Origin of the sequence: Moryella indoligenes, from assembly GCF_030812885.1 — a bacterium.
GTDB lineage: Bacteria > Bacillota > Clostridia > Lachnospirales > Lachnospiraceae > Moryella > Moryella indoligenes.
The window spans coordinates 1-23,130 of the sequence record NZ_JAUSTO010000010.1 but is presented as its reverse complement, the minus strand read 5'-3'; the positions used below and the strand labels follow the sequence as shown (position 1 = coordinate 23,130).

Below are 23,130 nucleotides of genomic sequence, written 5' to 3'. Positions count from 1 at the left end.
CTTACACGCTCCGCTGCTGGCGAAACTCCGGCTCTATTCCGAAGATTTCTCCGAAAAACGCCTTATTTCTCTCGAAGCTAAGCTTCTCCAGCGTCATGTCTCCTTTGTACTGCGTACTGACAACGAGATGGCGCGCATCGTCCACACGCACTTTGTAGTCCGCAGTCTTCTGCTTGGCTGAGCGATCCAGCGCATCTGCAAGCCGTATGATCGCGGTAAATTTTGCCACCTGCATGGGAAGCTCTGACCAGCGAAGGCTGTCCTCCTCATTTTTCAGGACCTGTGCGACCAGCATGTGCTCCTCCCGTGACAGCCCGACAATCTCCGTCGCATGGATGATCTCATAGCTGGACAGACTTGCCCTGCCCATATTGATAAAACGTCCGCAGTGATGCAGCAGCGCCGCAATGTGCAGCAGCAGACGGTCTCTGTCACGGAAGCGCTGAGACTTTTTAAGCGCGTCAAAGATTTTCAGCGCATTCTGTACGACATAGGCGCGATGTGTAGTTCCCTCACCATAGCGCAGTGCAATCTCCTGTACCGCAGAAATAATATCTCCTTCAAAATCATGTGTCGGCTGAATGACTCTGTGATTGAAGGCGTACTCAGCGGCAAGACCATCGATCAGTCTGGTTCCCGCAAACCACACCTCCTCCGCAGCTATGGTATCCAGAACCCTCTGATAAACGATGGATGCCGGAACCAGAACGCCTGCGGACTGCGCGCTGAGCGCAAGACTTCTCTCCAGCTGTGCATTTGTGCGCTTTACTACGTACTCATAAAAGCGCTGCACCGTCGCTCTGTCCGCGCTGTCCTCTCGGATGGGATCCCTCCCCTCCTTTCGCATCAGGCGGTCATAGAGGATGCGCACCGGGTCTCCAATCGCAATCATATGCTTCAGGCGCCGCCCCGCGAGATGGAGGCGACTGTAGATCTCCAGCTCGTGATCTACCATCTCCTCGAGTATCAGCCGCTGCGCGTCTCTTGCCGAGTTCAGCTGCTCCAGCGTATCGCGGATCCGCAGAGCGCCAAGCCGCAGATTCTGCGTACTGACCATGCGTCCCTCGTCATACAGCGTGATCTGCATACTGCCAAAACCCAGCTCCACAATTGCCGCCCCCTCCGCAATCCGGCTGTCGAAGCGCTGCCCGCGCACGGAGAGCGCTTTCAGTCCCAGCATGCGCTGCTCTGAATTTGATATGATCTCTACCTCAATGCCGGTTCTTGTGTGGATCTGGTCCAGCACGATAGCACTGTTCTCTGCCTCGCGCATGGCTGAGGTGGCGATGGCCCGATATGCAGCGCAGCGGTAAGTCTTCATGATCTCTGTGAAGTCCTTCAGCACCGCAATCAGTTCCTGAGCGAGCCCAAAGCTGATCACTCCGCTCGTATAGGTGTCGCTCCCGAGTGCGATTACATGGCGCATGCTGTCCAGCAGGCGTATGCCGCGCACCGCGTCGATCTCATATATCCCCATCTCAATCTCAAAGGAACCGACATCAATGGAGGCAAAGCGCTTTCCCATCATCTGTGCCCCTCTCTAGCAGCAGCCCAGCACCCGGAATCCCCGCGCCTTGGCTGCAACCGCCTGCAGCGCCTCAAGCACCGCGGGCTGTCCGAGGTTTCCCTCAATATCCATAAAAAAGCGATACTCCCAGCTCACTTCAGGAACAGGCCGCGATTCCAGCCGCAACAGATTCACACGATTTCTGTAGAAATATCCAAGAATGTGATAGAGCGCACCGGCCTCGTGCGCAGTCTCCAGAACAAGGCTGAGCTTCCTCGCATCCCGGCGGTACAGCCTCTCTCTCCCCAATATCACAAAACGTGTGGTGTTCTCCGAAAAGCGGTTGACGCGCTCGATCAGCGGGGTCAGTCCATAAAGCGCTCCTGCGTAAGCTGAGGCGATCGCAGCCTGCGTCCGGTCCGCATCATCGCGCACCTTCTGTGCCGCAACTGCAGTATTGGAACAGCTGATCCCCTCCAGTTCCGGATGCATCCTAAAAAAATCTGCACACTGCATGAGCCCCTGCGGATGGGAATAGACGCGCCGCAGCTCCTCCTCTCTCACTCCCGGAAGCGTGAGCAGGCTGTGCGTAACCGGAAGAAAGCATTCCCCCACAATTGAGAGCGAATGATGCATCAGCAGATCATAGGTATCCGTGACGGAGCCCGCAGTGGAATTCTCAATCGGAAGCACCGCGTAATCCGCATGCCCCGCCTCCACTGCATTTACGGTCTCCTCAAAGCACGGCAGATGCAAAAAGCGGATGCCTCTGTTCTCTCCAAAATAATGAAGCGCGGCCAGATTGCCGTAAGCGCCCTCCACGCCCTGATACGCGACGCGATGTGCTGCCGGAAGCTCTGTGACCGCGCGAAAGCCCCTGTACATGATTATGTGCCTCCATGAAGCCTTCTCGCCTCCTCCTGCACGAGCATCTCTCTGATACGCGCCGCAGTGTAGGCACCTGTCTTTTTCTTCCACTCCGGCCCGAGCTCCTTCACAGTGAAGGCCTCACCAAATTCAATTGTGACCGGATATGGACGTACCTTCGGAAACTGAGCCTCCCAGAGACGATCCGTCCCATAGAAGGCCACCGGAACGATGGGACAGCCGCTGCGCTCCGCAATCTTGAAGCTCGCCTCGTGAAAGTCCAGCAGAGTCGTGTTGTCCGGATTTGGATTTCTGGTTCCCTCCGGACAGATCCAGACAGAGGTTCCCTTCTCTGTGAGTTCCGCGGCCCGCTTGATAACCTCCACTCCCTGACGGATATCTCTGCGATTCAGAAACTGGCAGTTCAGAAGCTGCATCCAGCGCCGCAGCGAGGGAACCTTCCATAGACCGTCCTTGGCGATAAAGCCTGTCTGCTTCGGCAGCACCGGATAGGAAGTGATGATATCGAAAAAGCTGCGGTGATTGCTCACAAAGAGCACACCGCCCTCCTCCGGAATATGCTCCAGCCCGCGCACTGTAAGCTTTTCTCTGCCCAGAGCAGTCCTTGTGATGAGCCGGAGGGCTCCCGCGCCGCAGCGTTGGCCAAGTTCTGAAGCCCGCTTCGAGTCAAACTGCTTCCATATCCAGAGCACGCCGAGAAGCGGCAGCCCCAGAACGAGAAACAGAACAATTTCAGAAATACAGAAAAATGCGCGGATCATGCCTCCCCCTCCTCTGCCTTCATCCAATCAGTACACTGCCTCACTGCACACGCTTTCCCGCTGCCATTGCCAGAAGTCCTGCCGCAAATCCCGCGACTGCCGGAAGCGCCCAGCCCATGCCGACGGAGGCCAGCGGAAGCGCCTCATACAGCTGCTTCAGCGTACCAAAGAAAAGTCCCGGAGCCTGCAACACTGTGGGAAGAGAAGCGGTAAATGCTGCCGCTCTGCCGAGAAGGCTCTCCGGAAGGGCGCGAACAAACTCAAACACTGCCGCCACCGTAGTAAAGCCGATGGTCCAGCAAAATACAGTTCTGCTGTAGTGAAAGCTCCCGCCGATGATGCAGAGGAAGATGAGCATAATGGTCAGCGGGTAGAGAAAGACCAGCACCGGAATGGAGAGACTGATGATGCGGCTCAGCCCGACATTTGCCAATCCAAAAGAGAAGAGCGCAAAGCCGATCGCATAGCTCCGATAGGAAGCCAGTTTCGGGAACATCTCTTCAAAGGTCGTCGCGCAGGAAGTCACCAGCCCGACCGCTGTCTTTAAGCAGGCAAAGGTGATCGTAACGCCAAGCAGCACCGAACCAAAGCTGCCAAAATAGTAATTCGCGATTTCATGGAAGGCAATGCCCCCGTCCTCTGCGGCAGCCATCACATTGCCGGACTGGGCGCCCGCATAGGTCAGAGAGCCGTAGATCAGGGCCATCAGCGCAACGGCCAGTGTGCCGGACTTCAGCGTGCTGAGTGAGATTCCCGCGGGCTCTGTGACGCCGAGCTTCCGGATCTCTGTGATCAGGATAATGCCAAAAGCCAGGGAGGCCAGTGCATCCATTGTGTTGTAGCCCTCCAGCAAGCCTGTCGTAAAGCCGTGCTGCAGATAGGCCTCCGACGGCTCAACCGCAGAGACCGGCCCCATAGGCCGGACAAATACAGCAATGATGAGTATACCAAGAAGGAACAGAAAGATCGGATTCAGGATCTTGCCGATCCAGGTCATGATGCCGGATGGTCTCAGAGAAAAGAAAAGTACCACAACGAAGAAAAGCAGTGAGAACACAAAGAGCCCCAGTGTCCGCTGTGCTTCCGGAACATAGGGTAATATACCCACCTGAAAAGAGACCGTCGCAGTTCTGGGGATCGCAAACAGCGGCCCTATCGTCAGATAGAGCGCACAGGTGAAGAAATAGCTGAAGCCCTTTCCGACCTTCATGCCCAGATCAAACAGCCCCTCGCTGCGGGAGACCCCCATCGCGACAATGCCAAGCAGCGGGAGCCCTACGCCCGTGATACAAAAGCCTACAGTGGCAGCGCCAAAGCTTCTTCCTGCCAGCTGTCCCATATGGATCGGGAAGATCAGATTCCCGGCACCAAAAAACATTCCAAAGAGCATGGAACTCAAAAAGATGTAGCTTCGCATGGACAATTTCTGTTTCATAGTCTTCACACTTCCGTTTTCTTCGTTTACTTGCTGCAATTTTGGATATTTCGTTTAAGTATAGCAGAAAACCTCGCGCACGGGAATATATTCCGCACGCGAGGCTATGTGATTTTATATTTTACTTTTAGAAGAAATCTGCTCCCACATCGATGCTCAGCCCCTGCATGGCACAGATCGTGCTGACCACTGCGAAGACCAGAACCGCGCCGAGACTGGCAGTCGTATCGTCCTTGTCGAAGCGCGGCGCGATCTCACATATATCGAAACCGCGCACCTTGCGTGTGCGGAGTATGTGTTTGATGATCGGAATCACGATCTCCGGATCCAGACCCAGAGCCTGCGTTGCACTGACGCCGGGCGCGAAGGCTGCAGAGAAAACATCAGTGCATATGGTGATATAGACATTCTCATGCCTGTACATGAAGTCATCGACATGCCCATACACCTCTGCACTGGATCCGTACTGAAGCATACGCGCCAGCACATAATTGACTCCCCGCTCCTCCGCTGTTTTAAAGAGATTCACTGTATTACTGTGACGCTGAATACCAAGCGGCATATAGCCGAAGGGCAGCCCTCTCTCCTCGCAGAGATCAGCGATCTGACGAAACATGGATCCCGAGGAGCAGCCTTGATCATAGGGGCGCATATCAAAATGCGCATCAAAATTCACAATTCCCATATCCGGCTTGTGCTTTGAGCCTCCCGCCTCCAGCTCTTTTTCAAGATGTGATAGCTGACCCTGATAATGCCCGAAGGTCGTCTCATGCCCGCCTCCCAAAACAATGGGAAAGAGGCCCAGTCCCAGAATCTGCTCCACCGCCTCGCCGAGCAGGGCTTGCGCTTCCTCCAGCTCGATGCCGTCCGTGATAATATTTCCCGCGTCATAGAGCTTCACCTCCTGCGCAAAGGTACAGGGCAGATTCGCCATGCGCCTCCGCACGAGATTCGGCGCCAGTGCCGCCCCGGCGCGTCCCTTATTCCTCCGCACGCCAAGATCACAGCAGAATCCGATAAAAGCAAAACCCTGCGCGCCCTCAAAGTGGGCCGGATTCGCGTTCAGATCCAGTGGCTGTACCCACTGATGCCAGCGAAATGCATCGTAGTCCTCATTGCTGTCAATTCTGCCCTGCCACTGCTCCATTGCACTGATATAGTTTTTCAGCATCTCTTTACCCTGCCTTTGAAAAAGATTTAATATTAGTCGATCAGCACAAGCTTTTCTGTCGCAAGTCCGGCGTCCGGATTCTCACTCACAGCCTCAAGTGCCGGCCAGATCAGGCAGCAAACGCCCTCCTTCAGCTCCTCGCCTTTCAGCTGCCCGCCGTCGCTCAGGCGTCTCAGCTCTGTATCCGCAGAGATCACCCATCTGAGCTGTGAGGAATCTGTCAGCACCAGCTTCTCTCCGTCCTTTTGCACAGACGTAAGCTCCGCATACTCCGGAATAAGCTCCTCACCCACATTCAGAAAAACAGCATAGGCAAAGGTCTGCGGCGGCAGGCTGCTTGCAAAGGCTGTCGATACCATGGACTGAATCTCATCCCCGACCTTCAGCGCAGAGAGCTCTGCCTTCTTACCCGCAGCAATATCATAGAACGCCGTCTTTGCATCCGTATTCAGAATCAGCTCCTGCTCTGTCCCGCTGCCCGCAAGCATTCCCCTGATGCTGATTGCCCCGCTCTTTGCGTCAATTGCGGTGATCACGCCGGGCTGCGCTACACAGAAAGCCAGAGCCTCATCATCGATGCAACCAGTCTCGCCCGGCAGCTCCGCTGTCTCTGCAGCCTCCGTAGCTTCCACAGTCTCCGCAACCTCGCTCGCTGTTGTCTCCGGTGCTGTCTGCTTCTGTGCGCAGCCTGACATCAGGGCAGTCGCCGTTGCAAGCAACAATACATAGTACATCTTTCTCATAAACGATTTCTCCTTCTACCTGTTTTAATATCTTTTATTTCATAGCACACAGCCGCTGATGGATCTCAGAGCTGAAGTGTTTGAGTGATACCGGTCGATGATCTGCTGCTCTGAGGAAGCAGTGACTGCTCTCCCCGACGCAGCGCAGCTCGCCGCTCTGCCTCTCCCGTACCTCATAGTGTATGCAGAGCCGTATGCCATTGTAGGAGCGCACGCGCGTCTCCACCAGCAGGGTCTCCGGGAAGCGGGACATCTGAACATACTCCGCGCTGACCGTCAGCACGGGGGAGATGATTCCCGCGGCCTCCATCTCCGCGTAGCCAAAGCCTGCCTCTTCCAGTGCACTGGTTCTCGCCTCCTCAAACCAGCGAATATAGTTCGAATGATGCGCAATCTGCATCTGATCTGTCTCATAATACTGAATCTTATGCTCCCAGCAATATACCCGCTCCCCGGGCTGCTCTCTCTCAGCTGCCGCTCTGCGCTTCAGGCCATGTTGCTCCATCCTGCGATCTCCTTTCAACCTATTCTTTCTTCACACACCGGTCATCCGCATTCCATCTGCCCACCTGCATGCCATCAGTCCCCGTCTATCAGTGCTCGCCACGGCACAGCCTCTCTTCTCGTTCCCACAAGCTCTTGCCGCTGAAGGCTGCGCGGCCTATACTGTAGAAAACACAGATTAAAGCTTCACTACAGCTGCAGAGAGGAGGAAACTATGGATCGCTGTATCTTTCATGTCGATGTAAATTCTGCCTTTCTCTCCTGGAGTGCCGTAAAACGCCTGAAAGAGGAGCCGACGGCTGTCGATCTGAGAACCATTCCGTCTGCGGTCGGCGGAGATATCAAAACCCGCCACGGTGTGATCACCGCAAAATCCCTCCCCGCAAAAAAGCTTGGTATCCACACCGGGGAGCCCGTGGTCTCCGCGCTCGGAAAATGTCCCTCTCTCGTGCTGGTAAAGAGCGACTTTCAGACCTACCGCCAGTATTCGCAGGCGTTTATCCGCATCCTTCATCGCTACTCCGATGCCGTGGAACAGGTCTCCATAGACGAAGCCTTCCTGGATATGAGCGCCGACTTTCCGGACAGTGAGAGCTCTCCTGCTCAGCTTCAGGAAATACAAGAGCGCGCAGACGCAATCCGAAATGAGATCCGCACCCAGCTCGGCTTCACGGTCAATATCGGCATCTCCACCAACAAGCTGCTCGCAAAAATGGCGAGCGATTTTGAGAAGCCGGATAAGCTCCACACACTCTGGCCCTGGGAGATCCCGGAAAAGCTGTGGCCGCTTCCCATCGGCAGTCTGCACGGCTGCGGCCGCTCCAGCGCCGATGCGCTGAGCTCCTTCGGCATCCGGACGATAGGCGACGCCGCTCACAGCTCTTCCCGCGTCCTCCGCTCCATACTCGGTGAAAAGGCAGGAGCGCATCTGCTAAGAAGCGCAAACGGCATCAGCAATTCTCCGGTGCGCACTGCGCAGGAGGCCGCAAAAAGCTACTCCAACGAACGGACCACAGCGGAGGATATCGGTCCCGACAACTATGAAAAGCTCCTGCCTCCACTGCTGCAAAAGCTCTCAGACAGCGTCGCTAAGCGGATGCAGAGAGATGAAGTCCGCGCCTTCACCGTCGGTGTGATGGTGAAGACCAGCCGCTTTCACCGCCACTCCCGCCAGACCACACTCGAGCGTTCCTGCAATGAGGCTCCTCTCATACGCTCCACCGCAGAGCTCCTGATGAAGGAGCTTCTGCTCTCGGAAAACGGCCTGTTCCGGCAGGGAGACCGCATACGCCTTGTCGGAGTGAGCGCGCAGAATCTGGATCACAGCGCGTATGAGCAGCTCTCTCTCTTCGACTGGGTAGAAAAACACGCACAGCAACAGGCCAGAAGTCGCCGTGATGCCCGTCTCTCCGAGATGATGCAGAAGCTGAATTCCCGCTACGGCGCAGGCACTGTGACCCGGGGCACAGAGACAGAGAAGGAGACACAGGAGAACACCTAGCAGCTCCCTCCCGCCGCGCTTTGCCAACATTCCCCGCCACAATCACTGCTTCAGAACAGGAACAGGAGAAGCCATGAATACACCAATCTACGATTTTGTCTCCGAGTATATCTCCCGCAGGAGCTCGCGTCTGCACATGCCCGGGCACAAGGGGCACGGCCCCCTGCTGATTGAGCAGCGGGATATCACCGAGATCCCCGGTGCGGACGTACTTTCGGAGGCGCAGGGCATCATCGGAGAGAGCCAGCGGAATGCTGCGCGTCTCTTTGACAGCGGCCTGACGCTCTACTCCACAGAGGGCTCCAGTCTCTCAATCCGTGCCATGCTCTTTCTGGCGCTCCAGCGGCAGGCACTGCGAGGCGCAAGCTGTGTCTCCCGCTCTGCAGAGCGACCGCTGATCCTCGCAGCGAGAAATGTCCACAAGAGCTTTCTCTACGCCTGCGCCATGCTGGACTGCGAGGTCGCATGGATCTATCCCGAGTCCCTAAAAGACAACGATACAGCCGGTCCTGCCTCCATCTGCAGCTGTCACCCCGCCCCGGCACAGATCGCCGATGCTCTCCGAAAGCTCCCGCGCCAGCCCGCCGCAGTCTATCTGACCAGCCCGGATTATCTCGGCGCAGTCGCGGACATACGTGGAATCACAGACGCAGTCAATGCAATTTGTGGCGAAGATTCCATTCCTGTGCTCGTGGATAATGCGCACGGCGCGTATCTGCATTTTCTTGACACACCGCAGCATCCGCTGGATCTCGGGGCCTATATGTGCTGCGACTCTGCGCACAAGACACTGCCCGTGCTGACCGGAGGCGCGTATCTGCACCTCAGCCGATGCGCCGCAGAGGAGCTCGGAGCAGGCGCGCGCCAGGCGATGGCGCTCTTTGGCTCCACCAGCCCCTCCTACCTGATTCTTCAGTCTCTGGATCTCTGCAACGCCTGCCTCGCCGACCACTTTAAGAAGCGGCTGGCGGAATGTGTGCGCCGTGTCGATGGCCTAAAGAGCTATCTCACGATGCTCGGCATCCCCGTCCTGCCCTCAGAGCCTCTGAAGCTTGTGATCGCTACCCGCCCAGGAAACGGCCCGGCGCTCGCAGAGCTTTTTCGCCAGCACCGGATCGAACCTGAATTCGCCGATATAAGCTGCCTCGTCTGTATGTTCACACCGGAAAATCCCACGCTCGACTATCAGCGCATCGCAGAGCTCTTTCGAAGCAGCACAGCACTTTGGAACGCTGAGCACGAAGCAAAAGAGGGGAATGCTGTGCGGGAAGCTGATTCTGTCTTGCTGCCGCAGCTTCTTCCACTGCAGCAGGCGCTCTCTATTCGGGAGGCAGTGCTGGCGCCGCAGGAGCTCATCGATGTGCGGCACAGCAGCGGAAGGATATGCGCCCAGCCCACTGTATCCTGCCCGCCTGCCATTCCGATTGCTGTGAGCGGAGAGGTGATTACTGATGCGCAGATCCCCGTATTCCTTTCCTATGGAATAGAGGAAATCGCTGTGGTGCGAGGCGCGCCCAGGCAGTAAATCACCCCACAGAAGGACTTTTTAATACTAGCACGGTTTGTTTTATAAAACTATAAAGTTTTTTGGAAATTTTCATGAGCATTTAAGCAAACATATTTTACAACTATTATTCTTACAACTGATCAATTTCCGGAATCAAGCTATAATAAATCTATTTTCACAAAATTAATCGACTTATCTCCTTTTATATTCCGTTAATCAATCGTTTTCTCTTATCTTTTCTTGTTTCCTTGCAGCCGAGAAAGGGGGGAGTTGCCCATCCATGATACGTCTAGGAATTGGTTTCGCAACAGGAAGAAGAAATTTTCGCAAGGCACTGCGCTCTTATCTCATGATCTGGAATTCCGTAAAGCACACCATGCCGGATTGCGAGGTACATCTGAGTCTCTTTGTCGCGTATGATAGCAACTATCGAAACACCCAATCCACTGATTTTACAAATCTGAGCCAGGATATTGTGGACAGCTTTGATCATATCGTATTTCTGGGTTCTAAAAATATACCTCTGAGTATGCAGATGCTGATTCAGAAAAGTAAGCTTGACAAAAGTGAGGTGGAACTGCTGTTCAACTCCGGATATTCCGGCAAAAGAATTTCTGTACTGTGTGCAGCTCTGCTGAACCACATGGACTACCTGCTTTTCCTGGATGACGATGAATATCCTCTGGCAGTCACCAATAACCATGATCTTGCGCTGTGGAGTGGCCAGAGGGTCTTCTGCTCACATTTACAGGAAATTGAAAAGGCTGACTACACGAACGGCTATCACTGCGGCTACTTCTCTCCCATTCCTCAGCTCCGCTTCACTGAGAGCCTTCCCGAGAAATCTTTCCGTCTCTTTATTGAGGCGATCAGCAATGATATCATCAACTGGAAGCACATCCGCAATTTAATGAAAACCCACGGTGTAACCTATGCCTCAACAGAGATACTCAGCCGGGGCGTTCCAGAAGAGGTTCCTTATGCCCAGGCTGGATCCGGTACAAGCCGCTGTATGTTTTTCTTACCGATCCGGAACACTTCGAGAGTCGTATGGAACAAATCGAAGCGATTCTCCTTCCGGTTCTTCCACAGCTGGCAGATTATTTTAAGAAAAAGCGCTTCTTATCCATACAGAGTGAGTTCCGCAAATACCGCAAAAATGTAAAGAAACACGAGAAGCTGCTGCTGGCAACCCTGCATAGCTGGAATCAGTTAATAGAAGCGATGGAACGCGTCCGCTGATGTAATTTTTCTTAAAAATACACCTCACGGTGCCGTACTGTGCCCGGGCCTGAACAGACCGCCCATATCCACGCCCTCATGCTGAAGAAGCCATATCTTTTTATCTATGCCTCCGGCATACCCGGTCAGGCTTCCATTTCCGCCAACAACTCTGTGACAGGGTATAATAAGTGATATGGCGTTATGCCCGACCGCTCCACCGACTGCCTGCGCAGACATATGCTCCAGCCCCTGTTCGGAGGCGATCCTTCCAGCAATCTCTCCATAGCTCATGATATGCCCATATGGAATTGTCAGCAAGACCTGCCAGACCGCTCTTCGGAATTCAGAGCACATCAGCTCCAGTTCCGGTGTGAAGTCCGGCGCCTTGCCGCTGAAATAAATATCCAGCCATCTCTTTGTCTCTCTGAAAACAGAGAGTTCTCTTTCCTCATGCTCTCTCTCAAGCGTATCTGCGAAGTATTTCTGACCATCAAACCAGAGTCCCGTCAGGGCCTGTCCGTCACTGCCGAGTGTGATCCCACCGAGTGGGGACGCGTAATGCGCTGTATACTGCATTTTCCCCTCCTGTCTTTTTACTTCTCTGTTTATCATCCCGGGATATTTTCTTTCATACTTCCATAATATATGATGGATCAGAAAAAGTGATATTTATTTTGATTCAAAACTATTTTATGTTATACTTTGCTAATGTACAGTTCGCCATCCGGACAGACCGGAGAGTCGATACACACTGCTTCCATGAACATTTGACGGAGGTTACCATGAAAAAATTTAAACAGCTTTTTTCCCTGCTTCTCTGCTGCCTTCTGGCTCTCTCCATGGGCATGACCGCGCTGGCAAAGCAAAAGGACGAGGATGAGGAGGATTACTCCGTCTCTGACGTGGCCTTTGATGTGTCCGATGACCGCATACTCGTGATCTGGTCCGTCGGTGACAGCAAGTGCAGCTACAGCGTCCAGCTGTACAGCTCCAAAGACTTCAAGGCAAAGAACAAGGTCGGAAATACAGAGACGGTAGGCTATAATGCGGAACAGGCAGATGTCACGGAAAAGATTCTCAAAAAGGGCTCCGGCACCTACTACGTGGTTGTCACTTGCAAGAAGCGGGCCCGGGGGCAGGATTATGCCAGCATGTGGGCGAAGGAAACCATCTACTCCGAGGATCTCTCCCTGATCCGTGAAAAGCGAAAGAGCGAGGATTTCAAAAACAGCCGGGAGAGCGAGAAGAGCTCCGCAAGTCAGCAGACAGGCAGCAGCTCTGCAGGCAACAACAGCCCAAAGGGCCCCGGAATTCCTGCAGGCGGCTGGCAGCAGCTGTCCGACGGACACTGGATCTATCTGAACGCGGACGGTACACGCCGCACCGGCTGGTATGAGGTCTCCGGAAAGTGGTACTGCTCCGATCAAGAAGGAATCATGCTATCTTCCGCATGGATGAAGAGCGAAAGCGAATCTGGCGTCTGGTACTACCTCGGCGCGGACGGTGCGATGCTGGTCGATGCGACCACGCCTGACGGCTACAGCGTAGATGTTACGGGAAAATACAAAGAATGACAGAAATTCTTCAAGCCTTGTAGATTTTGTAAGGTAAATGTAAGTGCAAATCGCTATATTTTTTCTGCTTTTTCGTATAAGATCAAAGCATCAGATAAATATTATGAACGAACATCTTAGGAGGATAACCAAATGACAAAAAAGAGATTCTACTCCAGCGCGGTTCCGGTACTCCTGACTGCTGCCATGATGCTTTTTGGAATGGGAACGACTGCCCTTGCTGCAACCAAGGATCCGATCAAGGATGTCAGCATTGAGGTAAAATACGATCTCTCCCACGGTATGTCGAAATCCGATGTCGATGTGGAATGCAACAGCGACGGCGTGTCCGATATCAACGTAAGCGGCATCTCCAACACGGAGTACGGCAAGAGGCCGAAGGTCACCCTCAAGCTGAAGGCGGAGAGGGAGTACAGCTTCAAGGGCATCTCAAAGAGCAATGTCACCCTGAGCGGAGACGAAGCTTACGTAACCAAGACGAACGCGAACAACTCCACCATGACTGTAACTCTGACACTTCCGAAGATCGGCAGCACCAATGAGTCCGCGCTCGAGGTCGGCGATGTCAGCTGGAGCGATGATGATGACGGCTCTGTCGAGTGGGAGCAGGCGAGTGACGCCGATAAGTATGAAGTGAAGCTGCTCCGCGGCTCTTCCACAAAGAACACCATTACCACCAGCAACACAGAGTATGACTTCCGCAGCGACATCCGTGCAAACGGCAAGGGCAACTACACCGTCAAGGTTCGTGCCATCGCCGGCAGCTACAAGGGACAGTGGACTGAGTCCGATGATTTCGATGTCGACGAGGATGTACTGAAGGATCTCGGCGGAAAGATCTCAAGAAATTCCGGTAACAGCTCCAATAACGGCAATGGCGGTCCGGGCAACAAGGGATCTCAGAAGGGCGCATGGCTGAAGGACAATAACGGCTGGTGGTACTGCAACGCTGACCGCTCCTACACCACCAACAACTGGCAGGAGATCGACGGCTACTGGTACTACTTCAACCAGCACGGCTACATGAAGTCCGGATGGCTCGAGAGTCCCTTCTCTCACAAGTGGTACTGGCTCAGCACTGCAAATGACAGCAGCTACGGACGCATGCTCACCAGTCAGTGGGTAGATAACGGCAAGTATTATGTAGACGCAAACGGTGTCTGGGACGGTCAGACAAGAAACTAATCAAACTGCATAGCATAGCACAGGAGGCGCGTCCCGGTGGACACGCCTCCTGATACTTTACAGGGATCGCGGCTTTTCACCGAGATCCCTGTTCTGTCTGCTTTCTTATTTTGAATACTTTGCTTACCGAAGTCTCTCCACAAAGCGCCCGATGCGCTCCATCGCCTCCTTCAGCTGCTTTAGGGAATAAGCGTAGGAAATACGCACAAAGCCCTCTCCGCTGTCTCCGAAGGCATTTCCCGGAACCACAGCGACCTTCTCCTCCTGAAGCAGGCGCGTACAGAACTCCTCACTGCTCAGCCCAAATTTTGTGATGTTCGGGAAGATATAAAATGCGCCCTCCGGCTCAAAACAGGGGATTTCCATTTCTTCCAGACGCTTTAAGAGATAGCGCCTCCGCTGATTATAGGCCTCGCGCATCCGCGCAACCTCTTCGTCACAGTCACGGAGAGCCGTCACAGCTGCGTACTGACTTGTCGTCGGCGCACACATGATCGCATACTGATGAACCTTGATCATCTGCTCCAGTATCGGAGCGGGACCACAGGCATAGCCCAGTCTCCAGCCGGTCATCGCATAGGCCTTCGAGAAGCCGTTGATTAACACAGTTCTCTCCTGCATCCCCGGTATCTGGACAATAGAGGCAGGTGCCTCTCCGGTGTAGGTGAGCTCCGTATAGATCTCGTCTGAGATGACATAGAGATCGTGTTCCTGCACCACCCGTGCAATCTCCTCCAGCTCACTGCGCCGCATAATGGAACCAGTCGGATTGTTCGGGAAGGGAAGCACCAGCAGCTTCGTTCTGGGCGTGATCTTTGCCTCCAGCTCCTCAGCCGTGAGCTTGAAGCAATTCTCCTCCTTCAGCTCCACAATCACAGGAACTCCATCCGCCAGTATCACGCAGGGCTCATACGAGACATAGCTCGGCTGCGGAATGATCACCTCATCCCCCGGGTTCAAAAGCGCGCGACAGGCAAGATCTATTCCCTCCGAGCCGCCGACTGTCACGGTGATCTCTCTCTCCGGATCATAGGACACGGCAAAGCGCCTCTGTAAATAGCGGCTGATCTCTGACTTCAGCTCCATCAGCCCGGAATTGCTCGTATAAAAGGTCCTGCCCCGTTCCAGAGAATAGATGCCCTCCTCGCGGATATTCCAGGGCGTATCAAAATCCGGCTCACCGACTCCGAGGGAAATGGCTCCCTCCATGGTGCGCACAATATCAAAAAATTTCCGGATGCCGGAGGGCTTCATGCCGACTGTCTTCTTCGCAAGCACATCTCTGATGTCTCTCATGCTATAATCAGCTGCCTTTCGTCTTCTTTGACCACATCCATCACAGTTCCGTGATCCTTATACTTCTTCAGTACAAAATGTGTGGCAGTGCCGGTGACAGATTCAATCGGCGCAAGCTTGTCCGCGACAAAGAGCGCCACCTCGCGCATGGTCTTTCCCTCCAGCAGCACTGTAAAATCAAAGGCTCCGCTCATCAGGTAGACCGCGTCCACCTCGTTGTACTGGTAGATGCGCTCCGCTATGCGGTCATAGCCCATGCCTCTCTGTGGGGTCACCTTCACCTCAATCAGGGCCTGCACCTTCTCATTTCCGGTGTTCTCCCAGTTGATCAGGGTGTGATAACCGCAGATGATATTCTCCTTCTCCATATCAGCGATCTCATTTGCCACAGCGATCTCTGACTCGCCGAGCAGCGCCGCAAGCTCATGAATATCAATCCTTGCATTCTTCTCCAGAATCGCCAGTATCTTGTCACGCATAGCCTGTCTCCTCTCAGAAAATCGCGTCCGGAACCAGCTTGAAGAGCTCATCCACCTCCGGGCGATTCAGATATTCCGTCTCTTCTTTATCTACAATCAGCTTGTCGAGCCCGTCCGTGAGATAGCCCACGCAGGCAGCAGGAATGCCCATTTTTGCAACTATCTCTGCAAGACGCATGCCGCTCTCCGTGACCAGAATCACACAGTCCGAGTACAGCCGATACGGATTCAGTCCGTAGAGCTCACACAGCTCTGTTGTGTCCTGTCGGAGCGGAATACGCTTCAGCCAGAGCCGCAGTCCGGCGCGCCGCTCACGCGTCATGCGATACAGCTCCGCGAGCACGCCACCCTCTCCCGCCACGCGATACTCCTCTGCGGCTATGCCGGCTGCTCTCAGTCTCTCAAGTATTTCTTTGCTCTTCGGAGCTGCTCCCTGCAGAAGCTGCGCTGCGTAGTCTGCACGAAAGCGTCTGCGCAGCTCCTCTTGCCACACTGCGGCAGCACACAGCGCACCGCGCTCCCCCGCGTAACCTGCAATTACAATATCCCGCTCCATCAGGTACTCAAAGTATTGCGCTGAGTCCCGCAGCTGCCAGTCCGAGCACCATGGAGAGGCAGAGTATCACCACTATTACGATTGAAATCATCTTTCTCTTTCTGTCATTCATTCTGATCACACCGCATCCGTCTGTCGGCTCCGCCGCGGCCGGACGCTTCCTTTCTCCCGGAGCTCATCACCGGGCAGCTTTGATTTTCGTATTATTCTATGTCAGTTCAGAAAATTTCGCAAGAATTATCTTTGAGCTGCCGCTCTGCAGCCACACATTCACACCAGAATCTTGATCTCCCGTCCGCTCTTCTCGTAGCGGTAATAGCGCACACCCGCTGCATTCAGCATGCGCTTGCTAGCGCGCACCGCAGCTGTGTTCTCATACTTGTCCTCGCCATAGATCAATGTCCGTATTCCGCTCTGAATAATCGCCTTTGCACACTCATTGCAGGGAAAGAGCGTCACGTAGAGCTTACTTCCCTCCAGGCTGCCGCCGCGATAGTTCAGAATCGCGTTCAGCTCCCCGTGTGTCGAGTAAAGGTATTTCGCATTGTAGGGATCGTCCTCCTCGTGCTCCTTCCCCCATGGGAATTCATCATCCGAGCAGCCCCGCGGAAATCCGTTGTAGCCCATGGAGAGAATCTTATTGTCCTCGCTCACAATGCAGGCGCCCACCTGTGTATTCGGATCCTTGCTCCGTCGCGCGGCAAGGATCGCAACCCCCATAAAATATTCGTCCCAGCTGATGTAGTCCTCACGCTTTTCGCTCATCCTCTGCCTCCTGTCTCAAGCTCCGTACCATCCGCCCGCAGCTTGATATGATGATGCCCGGCCGCCTTGTTCATGCGGTTCATCACCGCAAGTCCCAGGTCGCTCTCCGGGAAAGCTTCCGAATATATGATATCTACCCCGTCGCCGTCAAATGCGCGCAGCACTGCAAAGAGATTGTGGGCAATGCTCCCGACGTCGCTGCGTCTTCCGATACACTTCACATCCCCTGCGTCATAGCGCTCCCTTGTCTCCTCCGTCGCGATGATGCCGACGCGTTTTCCGGAAGCTTCCGCCTCTGCCGCAAGCCGGCGTATTTCTGCGATCACCCGCTCTGTCTCTCCATCCACCAGTATCATCTCTGCCCGCGGCGCGTAGTGGCGATACTTCATGCCCGGCGCCTTCGGATGCATCTCCGGACTCAGGGGACGCGTGAGTACAGGATCCACTACGACCTCTCCCAGCAGAGCGCGCAGCATGGGGAGCGTCACCGCCCCCGGACGCAGGAGCACAGGCACCGCCTCCGTCAGATCTATGATCGTGGATTCCACCCCCACCTGCACAGCCCCGCCGTCAATGATCATCTCAATCTTGCCGTCGAGATCCTCCACAACATGCTGCGCCGTGGTGGGACTGGGGCGTCCCGAGGTGTTGGCTGAGGGGGCTGCCACCGGCACCCCTGCCTCCCGGATCAGCGCATTTGCAATCGGATCGCTCGGCATGCGTATGGCCACTGTATCAAGCCCGCCACTCGTAGAAAGCGGAATTCTGTCGCTCTTCTTCAGTATCATGGTGAGCGGTCCCGGCCAGAAGCGCTCCGCGAGACGATAAGCCGCCTCCGGAATCTCCTCGACCAGCGGCGGCAGCTCCTCCATGCAGGAGATATGAACGATCAGCGGATTGTCGCTGGGTCTTCCCTTTGCCGCATAGATCTTCTTAGAGGCCTCCGCATCCAGCGCATTACCGCCGAGACCGTAGACCGTCTCTGTAGGAAAACCCACCAGTCCGCCGCGCCTCAGAATCTCGCCTGCCTCCTTAAGGAGTGTCGTGTCTACCGGCGCCCTGTCCAAAATTTCAATTATGCTGGTTCGCATCTTAACGCCTTCCCGAGCGGTCCTTCAGAATCACGCTGAGCCGCTTATACAGAAGTCTTGTCAGCAGCATGTCAATGCCGCCCTTCAAAAGATTCAGCGGCGCCACGGCAAAAATCGCCATCGTCTGCACATTGACAATTCTTGGATTGATCGCCGTGCCCATCCCGACAATCGCATCGAGCGGCATCCCATAGAGCTCAGAAAACTTCGGCAGCAGATAGACTGCATTAAATGCAGAGCCGAAGACTGTCATGCAGAGCACACCCACGAAGCAGGCGAGCATTGCCATGTGCTTCGTTTTCTTCTCAAGATAAATAATCCCTGCCGGCAGAACCATCGCGCAGCCCACAGAAAAATTGGCCAGCTCTCCGACAAAGGCGGTTGAGGTGGACTTGATCACCAGCTTCAGAAGTATCTTGATAAACTCAGTCATCACTCCCGCCACCGGACCGTAGGCAAAGCAGATGATCAGGATGGGAAGCTCCGAGAGGTCTATTTTATAGAAGGGCGGCGCAAAGGGCACAGGCAGCTCTATCGTCATGAGAACCGCACTGATGGCAGAGAAGATGCCTATCATCGCCAGCTTCCGCGTGGAGAGTATGCGCTCTCTGTCGCCATTTTTCAGATGAATTCTCTTCTCCACCACATACGCAATGAGAAAGATCACAAATACCAATGCCGCAAATTCCGCGACAAACAACATATTTTCCGCCACTTTGTTCTGAAGATTGCTCATTGTTTTCCTACTATCCCCCACATGTCGTCAGTTTCAAGCCCCAGCCGCCAGCACGCCACACCGGCGATATTTTGACTGCGCACAGCATCCAGCTTCAGCTGCATGGAGCGGGCCTCCTCCATCCAGATATAAGCTGTGCTTCCATCTTCCGCCCGGCTGTTCCCTGTATACTGCCCAAGCGTCTCGTCCCATTTTAGCTGCACCGCATTTTTCTGCACCCAGTCCTGCGCCCCCTTCATACTGAGAGCCTCACTGCTCAGGGTTCCGTCTCCCGCCTTCTTCCAGAGCCGCGTGTAGAAGGGCACTGCCGCTACAAATCTGTCCCCCGGTATCTCCCGGAGGCTGTCCTCGATTCCGCCCGTAAAGAAGGGAAGGGAGGAGCTGCTCCCCATATCATCTCCCGCGGTGTGTTCATCATACCCCATGTTGATCACATAATCGCAGAACACCGAGAGCTCCGCGCGGTCATAATGCCAGTTATAGGACGCCGGATTCGGCACGTCAACACTTAAATACAGCCCCCGCGCCCTGCATGCCACAGAGAGCTCCCGGACAAACTCCAGATATTGCTTCACTGCGTCTCTTCTCAGGAGCTCAAAATCGAGGTTAATGCCGTCAAAGCCGTAGCGCTCTGCATCCGCCATGAGAGAGGAGATCAGCTTCTCTCGCACAGAGCTCCGCTTCAGCAGGGTCCCAAGCGTCACACTGCTGTCAAAATTGTCGAGCAACGCCCAGACCTGAAGTCCCTTTGCGTGCGCTGCGTCCACATAGGAGCGGCTCGCAAGACTCTGATACTCTCCCTCATTGCCGCGAAGTGAAAACCAGGTCGGAGAAATCACTCTGAGTCCGTCCGCCCTGTCCGTCACAGCGCTCAGATAGCGATTCGCATCCACATTGCTCACCTGATGCCAGCCAAGAACCAGCTTTCCGTCGAGGCTGTGCGCACTGTACTCCGGCGCAACGAAATCATGCGGCACGGCAAGCTGTTCCGCGGCATAAAGTTTCCGAACTCGGATATATCCGGTGATTCCATCCTCCGACATCACGCGCTGCCAGCGCTCCGTATCGGTCGTCGCATTCGGATGATCCGGAATGATACGCACACTGTCACCCTTCTGCAGCTCCCGGACGATGGCTCCCTTCCCGGAGGGGCGTGAGCGCATCACAGTGTGCCCGCGCAGCCCTGCCACCGCATCGCTCTCCTTCACCTGCCCGACAAAGATGCGCTTCACCTCTCCATCGGTGAAGGGCTCCATGCGGATATCCGTATATCTCCGGATCAGGGTCTCTGAGAGCCAAAGCTTCTCCTGCTCATAAATAAACAGCGGCTTTTCGGACTGCTGCTCCTCCGACAGACTAAGCTTTACCACTTGCTCCGGAAGGACATATACAAGCAGCTCCTCTGCCTCATCCCAGTAAAAACGCTTATTCAGTATCGTCTGCACCCACTCCACGGGGAGATAGCACTCATCTCCCCGGTACAGCGCGCCGGCACTCTGCAGCTCATAGTTGTACATGATTGCCGCGCGGTCTCCACTCACCCCAAAGAGCTCCTCCTCGGACATGTGCTCCCGGCTCGACCCATAGATTCCATACAGCTGCCAGGCCCCAAAGCACGCCAGCAGGAACACCGGCAGCATAAAAAGCCGCATCAGTCTGTTCTTTTTCCTTTTTCTGCTCTTCATCTGTTTATTCCGATCTGTTTATATCACTCTGCGCCCGCCATCATATTTTTCTCATCTAACAAAAGAGGACTCCCAAAAGAGTCCTCTAAAGTATAGCATACAAATCGATTTTATTGCATTTCCCTTTTGCATCCGCACCACAGTTTTCGTCGAGTTTGCAGGCCCGGCGGCGTCTGGGATTCGAACAATAGCTTCTTAAAATGAAAGGAGGCGATCCTGCCGTGACACATGAACCGCACTGTCCGTTCCACTGTATCTTCCTGCGATTCCGGACGCAGATGATATCTTCCACAGACTTTCTCCTGCGGTCTGAACCCAGTCGCTCCGATCTGTGCACTCTGCCTTCTCTCTGTGTTTTTGTTCCGGGTACCGCTCTGCTCTGCAGAGTGTCCTCTGACAACCATTTCCGGCAATACCTAGACCTTCACGCTGCCCGCCGAGGGAGGACTCACATTCCGGAGCGCCCGGTCAGAGATGGATTATTCCCTGCCCTCCGGAAGCTGTACCTCCATCAATATAAAAGATATCTGGGATAATGCTGTTTTCTCTGCTGTAAATCTGATTCCTGTGAGCACCTGATTCCTGTGAGCACCTTCATGATCCCGGCTTTCAAAATTCCTCATCCGCGACCATGAACTGCCGCTCTGTCTTCGCCCTTCAGTCTTAATTCCTGCTACAATTTCAGTTCTGCTGTTTATACTTCCGAATGGAAATGAATTGATTCAGATTCCGGAAATTCCGGAAATTGGAAATGTCCTTGACGCTGCCTGTTTCTGGGGGACAAGATCAGTCGTCTTTCGTCTCTGTTGCAGGCCACCTCTCTTTCTCCATCTCATCCATAGCATAACGCCTTTTCTGCACCCTTTGCAAAGCAAAATGTACGTTCGGAACGGTATATCGTCCCATTCGCTTTTGATTGCCAAATCATATATTCCGTTGTATCATGTGTGAAAGGAAAGGAGTGATGTCCATGAAAATAGAGCGCATCAGTGACACACAGATCCGCTGCACACTCTCCAACTTTGATCTCAGTGAACGAAATATGAATATCGCCGAGCTTGCGTACGGCAATGAAAAGGCACGCCGTCTGTTTCGGGAAATGGTTCAGAAGGCTTCCGCAGAGTTCGGCTTCGAGGTAGAGGATATTCCGCTGATGGTAGAGGCCATTCCACTCTCCAACGAAAGTGTCATGCTGGTCATTACAAAGGTGGACGACCCGGAAGAGATGGATACGCGTTTTTCGCGCTTCTCTCCTGCGCCGGAAAACGATCTCTCGGAGCCTGACCCCAGCGTCTCTGAGCCCGGATTGGAAAGCGCCGAGGCCTTCACCGCAGTCCGTGATCAGAATAAGGAAACAAAGCCCATCGAGCGCATACGCATATTCAGCTTTCCGACTCTTGACAAAGTGATCGAGGCAGCAAGAGCAGTCTCCGGCATCTCAGGTGAAGGAGAGATACTCTACCGCAGCCCTGCAAACGGAAGCTACTATCTCCTGCTGCGTGAGGATCCCTCAGAGCCCGCGCGTTTCGCCTCTCTCTGCAATAAGCTTGCGGAGTACGGTACTCGCGTCCGTCAGAACTACTCCAGTGATTCCTATTTCCGGGAGCACTATGAACTGATCCTTCGGACACATGCTCTGACCTCGCTTGCAAAAATCTGAAATCCGCCGCAAATTTGCATGAAATAATTTATATTAGCACAAACTAATATTTAATTCAAGATTGTTCCTCATAAAAAGCATGAATTCAGGGATGTTTGCTTGAAATTTATCAATCTCTCATATACAATATGACTGGTACATCATAAAAACATTCTAAATTTCTTAATCATAAGGAGGAACTGTTATGGCTCGCAAAATTAGTGATGCCTGCGTAAGCTGCGGCAGCTGTGTTGGTGAGTGTCCTGTTGGTGCAATCTCTCAGGGTGAGACCCAGTACGAGATTGATGAAGCTTCCTGCATCGACTGCGGTGCATGCGAGGGTGTCTGCCCGACCGGCGCTATCTCCGAGGCTTAATCCCTCAACGTAATATGTAATACAAGAAGCTTCTTTCACACGGTGTTTTAAACAATATATCCCTTTCTTGCTGGACAGCCAGTAGGAAAGGGATTTTTTATTGCTCACCTATATCTTTCGTCTATTCTTCGATGTAAAGGAAATATAATATTAAAAAACCGAGGATAAAATCAGTGTATCAAGCATTATCAATTCATTTATCGGATAATTCGATAAGGTAAAATAAGTTTCGCAAATTCAATTGAATAACAAAATAGACACAGTCTATTGCCATCGGTAAAATTAAGCTACCACACAAAATAATCCGAAGGAGGCAATAAACTATGTCTGGTAACATTATACAGTTAAACGAAGATCTCATAAAGAACAATCTTAAGGATCTGGTCAGAAACAGTGTTGAGGAGACACTCAACGCTCTGCTGGATCATGAGGCTGATGAACTGGTCAGGGCTGATAAGTACCAGCGCTCTGCTGAGCGCCAGGGATACCGTTCCGGCCATTATGATC

Annotated in this window: 23 protein-coding genes; 8 read left to right on the top strand and 15 right to left on the bottom strand. The window is 53.8% G+C overall.

Features of this window, described 5'->3' with window-relative positions:
* Position 1 precedes the first annotated feature (1 nt).
* The 7 genes from J2S20_RS08365 to J2S20_RS08335 form a co-directional block, all read right to left on the bottom strand.
* Positions 2-1,528, bottom strand: coding sequence for a Ppx/GppA phosphatase family protein (locus J2S20_RS08365; protein ID WP_106611325.1), 1,527 nt, complete (start codon positions 1,526-1,528; stop codon positions 2-4).
* 12 nt (positions 1,529-1,540) lie between these two features.
* On the bottom strand, positions 1,541-2,392 hold the full coding sequence (locus J2S20_RS08360; protein WP_106611324.1) for a prephenate dehydratase: 852 nt from the start codon (positions 2,390-2,392) through the stop codon (positions 1,541-1,543).
* Positions 2,393-2,394: 2 nt separating this feature from the next.
* Entirely contained in the window at positions 2,395-3,156 is a 762-nt protein-coding gene (locus J2S20_RS08355; RefSeq protein WP_106611323.1) for a lysophospholipid acyltransferase family protein, read from the bottom strand.
* 40 nt (positions 3,157-3,196) lie between these two features.
* The gene (gene brnQ / locus J2S20_RS08350) at positions 3,197-4,591 is read right to left on the bottom strand and encodes a branched-chain amino acid transport system II carrier protein (protein WP_307254952.1); all 1,395 of its coding nucleotides are present in this window, start codon (positions 4,589-4,591) and stop codon (positions 3,197-3,199) included.
* A 127-nt stretch (positions 4,592-4,718) separates the two neighbouring features.
* On the bottom strand, positions 4,719-5,762 hold the full coding sequence (gene hutG / locus J2S20_RS08345) for a formimidoylglutamase (RefSeq protein WP_307254950.1): 1,044 nt from the start codon (positions 5,760-5,762) through the stop codon (positions 4,719-4,721).
* 32 nt (positions 5,763-5,794) lie between these two features.
* Positions 5,795-6,505 carry a hypothetical protein gene (locus tag J2S20_RS08340; protein WP_307254948.1) on the bottom strand — a complete coding sequence of 237 codons (711 nt, stop codon included), beginning with the start codon at positions 6,503-6,505 and terminating at the stop codon, positions 5,795-5,797.
* 34 nt (positions 6,506-6,539) lie between these two features.
* Positions 6,540-7,010 (bottom strand): acyl-CoA thioesterase, encoded by a 471-nt coding sequence (locus J2S20_RS08335; RefSeq protein ID WP_106611319.1) that lies wholly within the window; start codon positions 7,008-7,010, stop codon positions 6,540-6,542.
* A 213-nt stretch (positions 7,011-7,223) separates the two neighbouring features.
* On the opposite strand from J2S20_RS08335, the gene J2S20_RS08330 reads away from it, so the two are divergent.
* The 3 genes from J2S20_RS08330 (at position 7,224) to J2S20_RS08320 (ending at position 11,182) form a co-directional block, all read left to right on the top strand.
* Entirely contained in the window at positions 7,224-8,510 is a 1,287-nt protein-coding gene (locus J2S20_RS08330) for a DNA polymerase Y family protein (protein ID WP_307254946.1), read from the top strand.
* Positions 8,511-8,583: 73 nt separating this feature from the next.
* Positions 8,584-10,035, top strand: coding sequence for an aminotransferase class I/II-fold pyridoxal phosphate-dependent enzyme (locus J2S20_RS08325; RefSeq protein ID WP_307254944.1), 1,452 nt, complete (start codon positions 8,584-8,586; stop codon positions 10,033-10,035).
* 262 nt (positions 10,036-10,297) lie between these two features.
* A complete protein-coding gene (locus tag J2S20_RS08320) occupies positions 10,298-11,182 on the top strand; it encodes a hypothetical protein (RefSeq protein ID WP_307254942.1) in 885 nt (294 codons plus the stop codon).
* A gap of 101 nt (positions 11,183-11,283) precedes the next feature.
* On the opposite strand, the gene J2S20_RS08315 is transcribed toward J2S20_RS08320, so the two are convergent.
* On the bottom strand, positions 11,284-11,817 hold the full coding sequence (locus tag J2S20_RS08315) for a methylated-DNA--[protein]-cysteine S-methyltransferase (RefSeq protein ID WP_106611315.1): 534 nt from the start codon (positions 11,815-11,817) through the stop codon (positions 11,284-11,286).
* Positions 11,818-12,023: 206 nt separating this feature from the next.
* Between J2S20_RS08315 and J2S20_RS08310 the strand changes: the two genes are divergently transcribed.
* Positions 12,024-12,815, top strand: coding sequence for a hypothetical protein (locus J2S20_RS08310; protein ID WP_307254939.1), 792 nt, complete (start codon positions 12,024-12,026; stop codon positions 12,813-12,815).
* A gap of 132 nt (positions 12,816-12,947) precedes the next feature.
* Positions 12,948-14,000, top strand: coding sequence for an MBG domain-containing protein (locus J2S20_RS08305; RefSeq protein ID WP_106611313.1), 1,053 nt, complete (start codon positions 12,948-12,950; stop codon positions 13,998-14,000).
* A 123-nt stretch (positions 14,001-14,123) separates the two neighbouring features.
* Here the strand turns inward: J2S20_RS08305 and J2S20_RS08300 are convergent, their stop codons facing one another.
* From J2S20_RS08300 to J2S20_RS08270, 7 genes are all read right to left on the bottom strand, one after another.
* Entirely contained in the window at positions 14,124-15,287 is a 1,164-nt protein-coding gene (locus J2S20_RS08300) for an aminotransferase class I/II-fold pyridoxal phosphate-dependent enzyme (RefSeq protein WP_307255020.1), read from the bottom strand.
* 5 nt (positions 15,288-15,292) lie between these two features.
* Positions 15,293-15,775: an Lrp/AsnC family transcriptional regulator gene (locus tag J2S20_RS08295; protein ID WP_106611312.1), complete on the bottom strand. Its 483-nt coding sequence runs from the start codon at positions 15,773-15,775 to the stop codon at positions 15,293-15,295.
* Positions 15,776-15,788: 13 nt separating this feature from the next.
* Entirely contained in the window at positions 15,789-16,331 is a 543-nt protein-coding gene (locus J2S20_RS08290) for an AIR synthase family protein (RefSeq protein WP_307254935.1), read from the bottom strand.
* A gap of 270 nt (positions 16,332-16,601) precedes the next feature.
* The gene (locus tag J2S20_RS08285; RefSeq protein ID WP_307254933.1) at positions 16,602-17,096 is read right to left on the bottom strand and encodes a deoxycytidylate deaminase; all 495 of its coding nucleotides are present in this window, start codon (positions 17,094-17,096) and stop codon (positions 16,602-16,604) included.
* Positions 17,093-18,187 (bottom strand): L-threonylcarbamoyladenylate synthase, encoded by a 1,095-nt coding sequence (locus J2S20_RS08280; protein WP_307254931.1) that lies wholly within the window; start codon positions 18,185-18,187, stop codon positions 17,093-17,095. Before J2S20_RS08280 ends, J2S20_RS08285 begins: the two co-directional genes overlap by 4 nt.
* A 1-nt stretch (position 18,188) precedes the next feature.
* The gene (locus J2S20_RS08275; RefSeq protein WP_307254928.1) at positions 18,189-18,923 is read right to left on the bottom strand and encodes an ECF transporter S component; all 735 of its coding nucleotides are present in this window, start codon (positions 18,921-18,923) and stop codon (positions 18,189-18,191) included.
* A complete protein-coding gene (locus J2S20_RS08270; protein WP_307254925.1) occupies positions 18,920-20,608 on the bottom strand; it encodes a glycosyl hydrolase family 18 protein in 1,689 nt (562 codons plus the stop codon). The genes J2S20_RS08275 and J2S20_RS08270 overlap by 4 nt, the downstream gene beginning before the upstream one ends.
* Before the next feature lie 970 nt (positions 20,609-21,578).
* Between J2S20_RS08270 and J2S20_RS08265 the strand changes: the two genes are divergently transcribed.
* From J2S20_RS08265 to J2S20_RS08255, 3 genes are all read left to right on the top strand, one after another.
* Positions 21,579-22,268: an adaptor protein MecA gene (locus J2S20_RS08265; protein ID WP_307255018.1), complete on the top strand. Its 690-nt coding sequence runs from the start codon at positions 21,579-21,581 to the stop codon at positions 22,266-22,268.
* 184 nt (positions 22,269-22,452) lie between these two features.
* Entirely contained in the window at positions 22,453-22,623 is a 171-nt protein-coding gene (locus J2S20_RS08260; RefSeq protein ID WP_106611306.1) for a DUF362 domain-containing protein, read from the top strand.
* A gap of 323 nt (positions 22,624-22,946) precedes the next feature.
* On the top strand, positions 22,947-23,130 hold a 184-nt coding region (locus tag J2S20_RS08255), incomplete at its 3' end, for a transposase (RefSeq protein WP_307254922.1).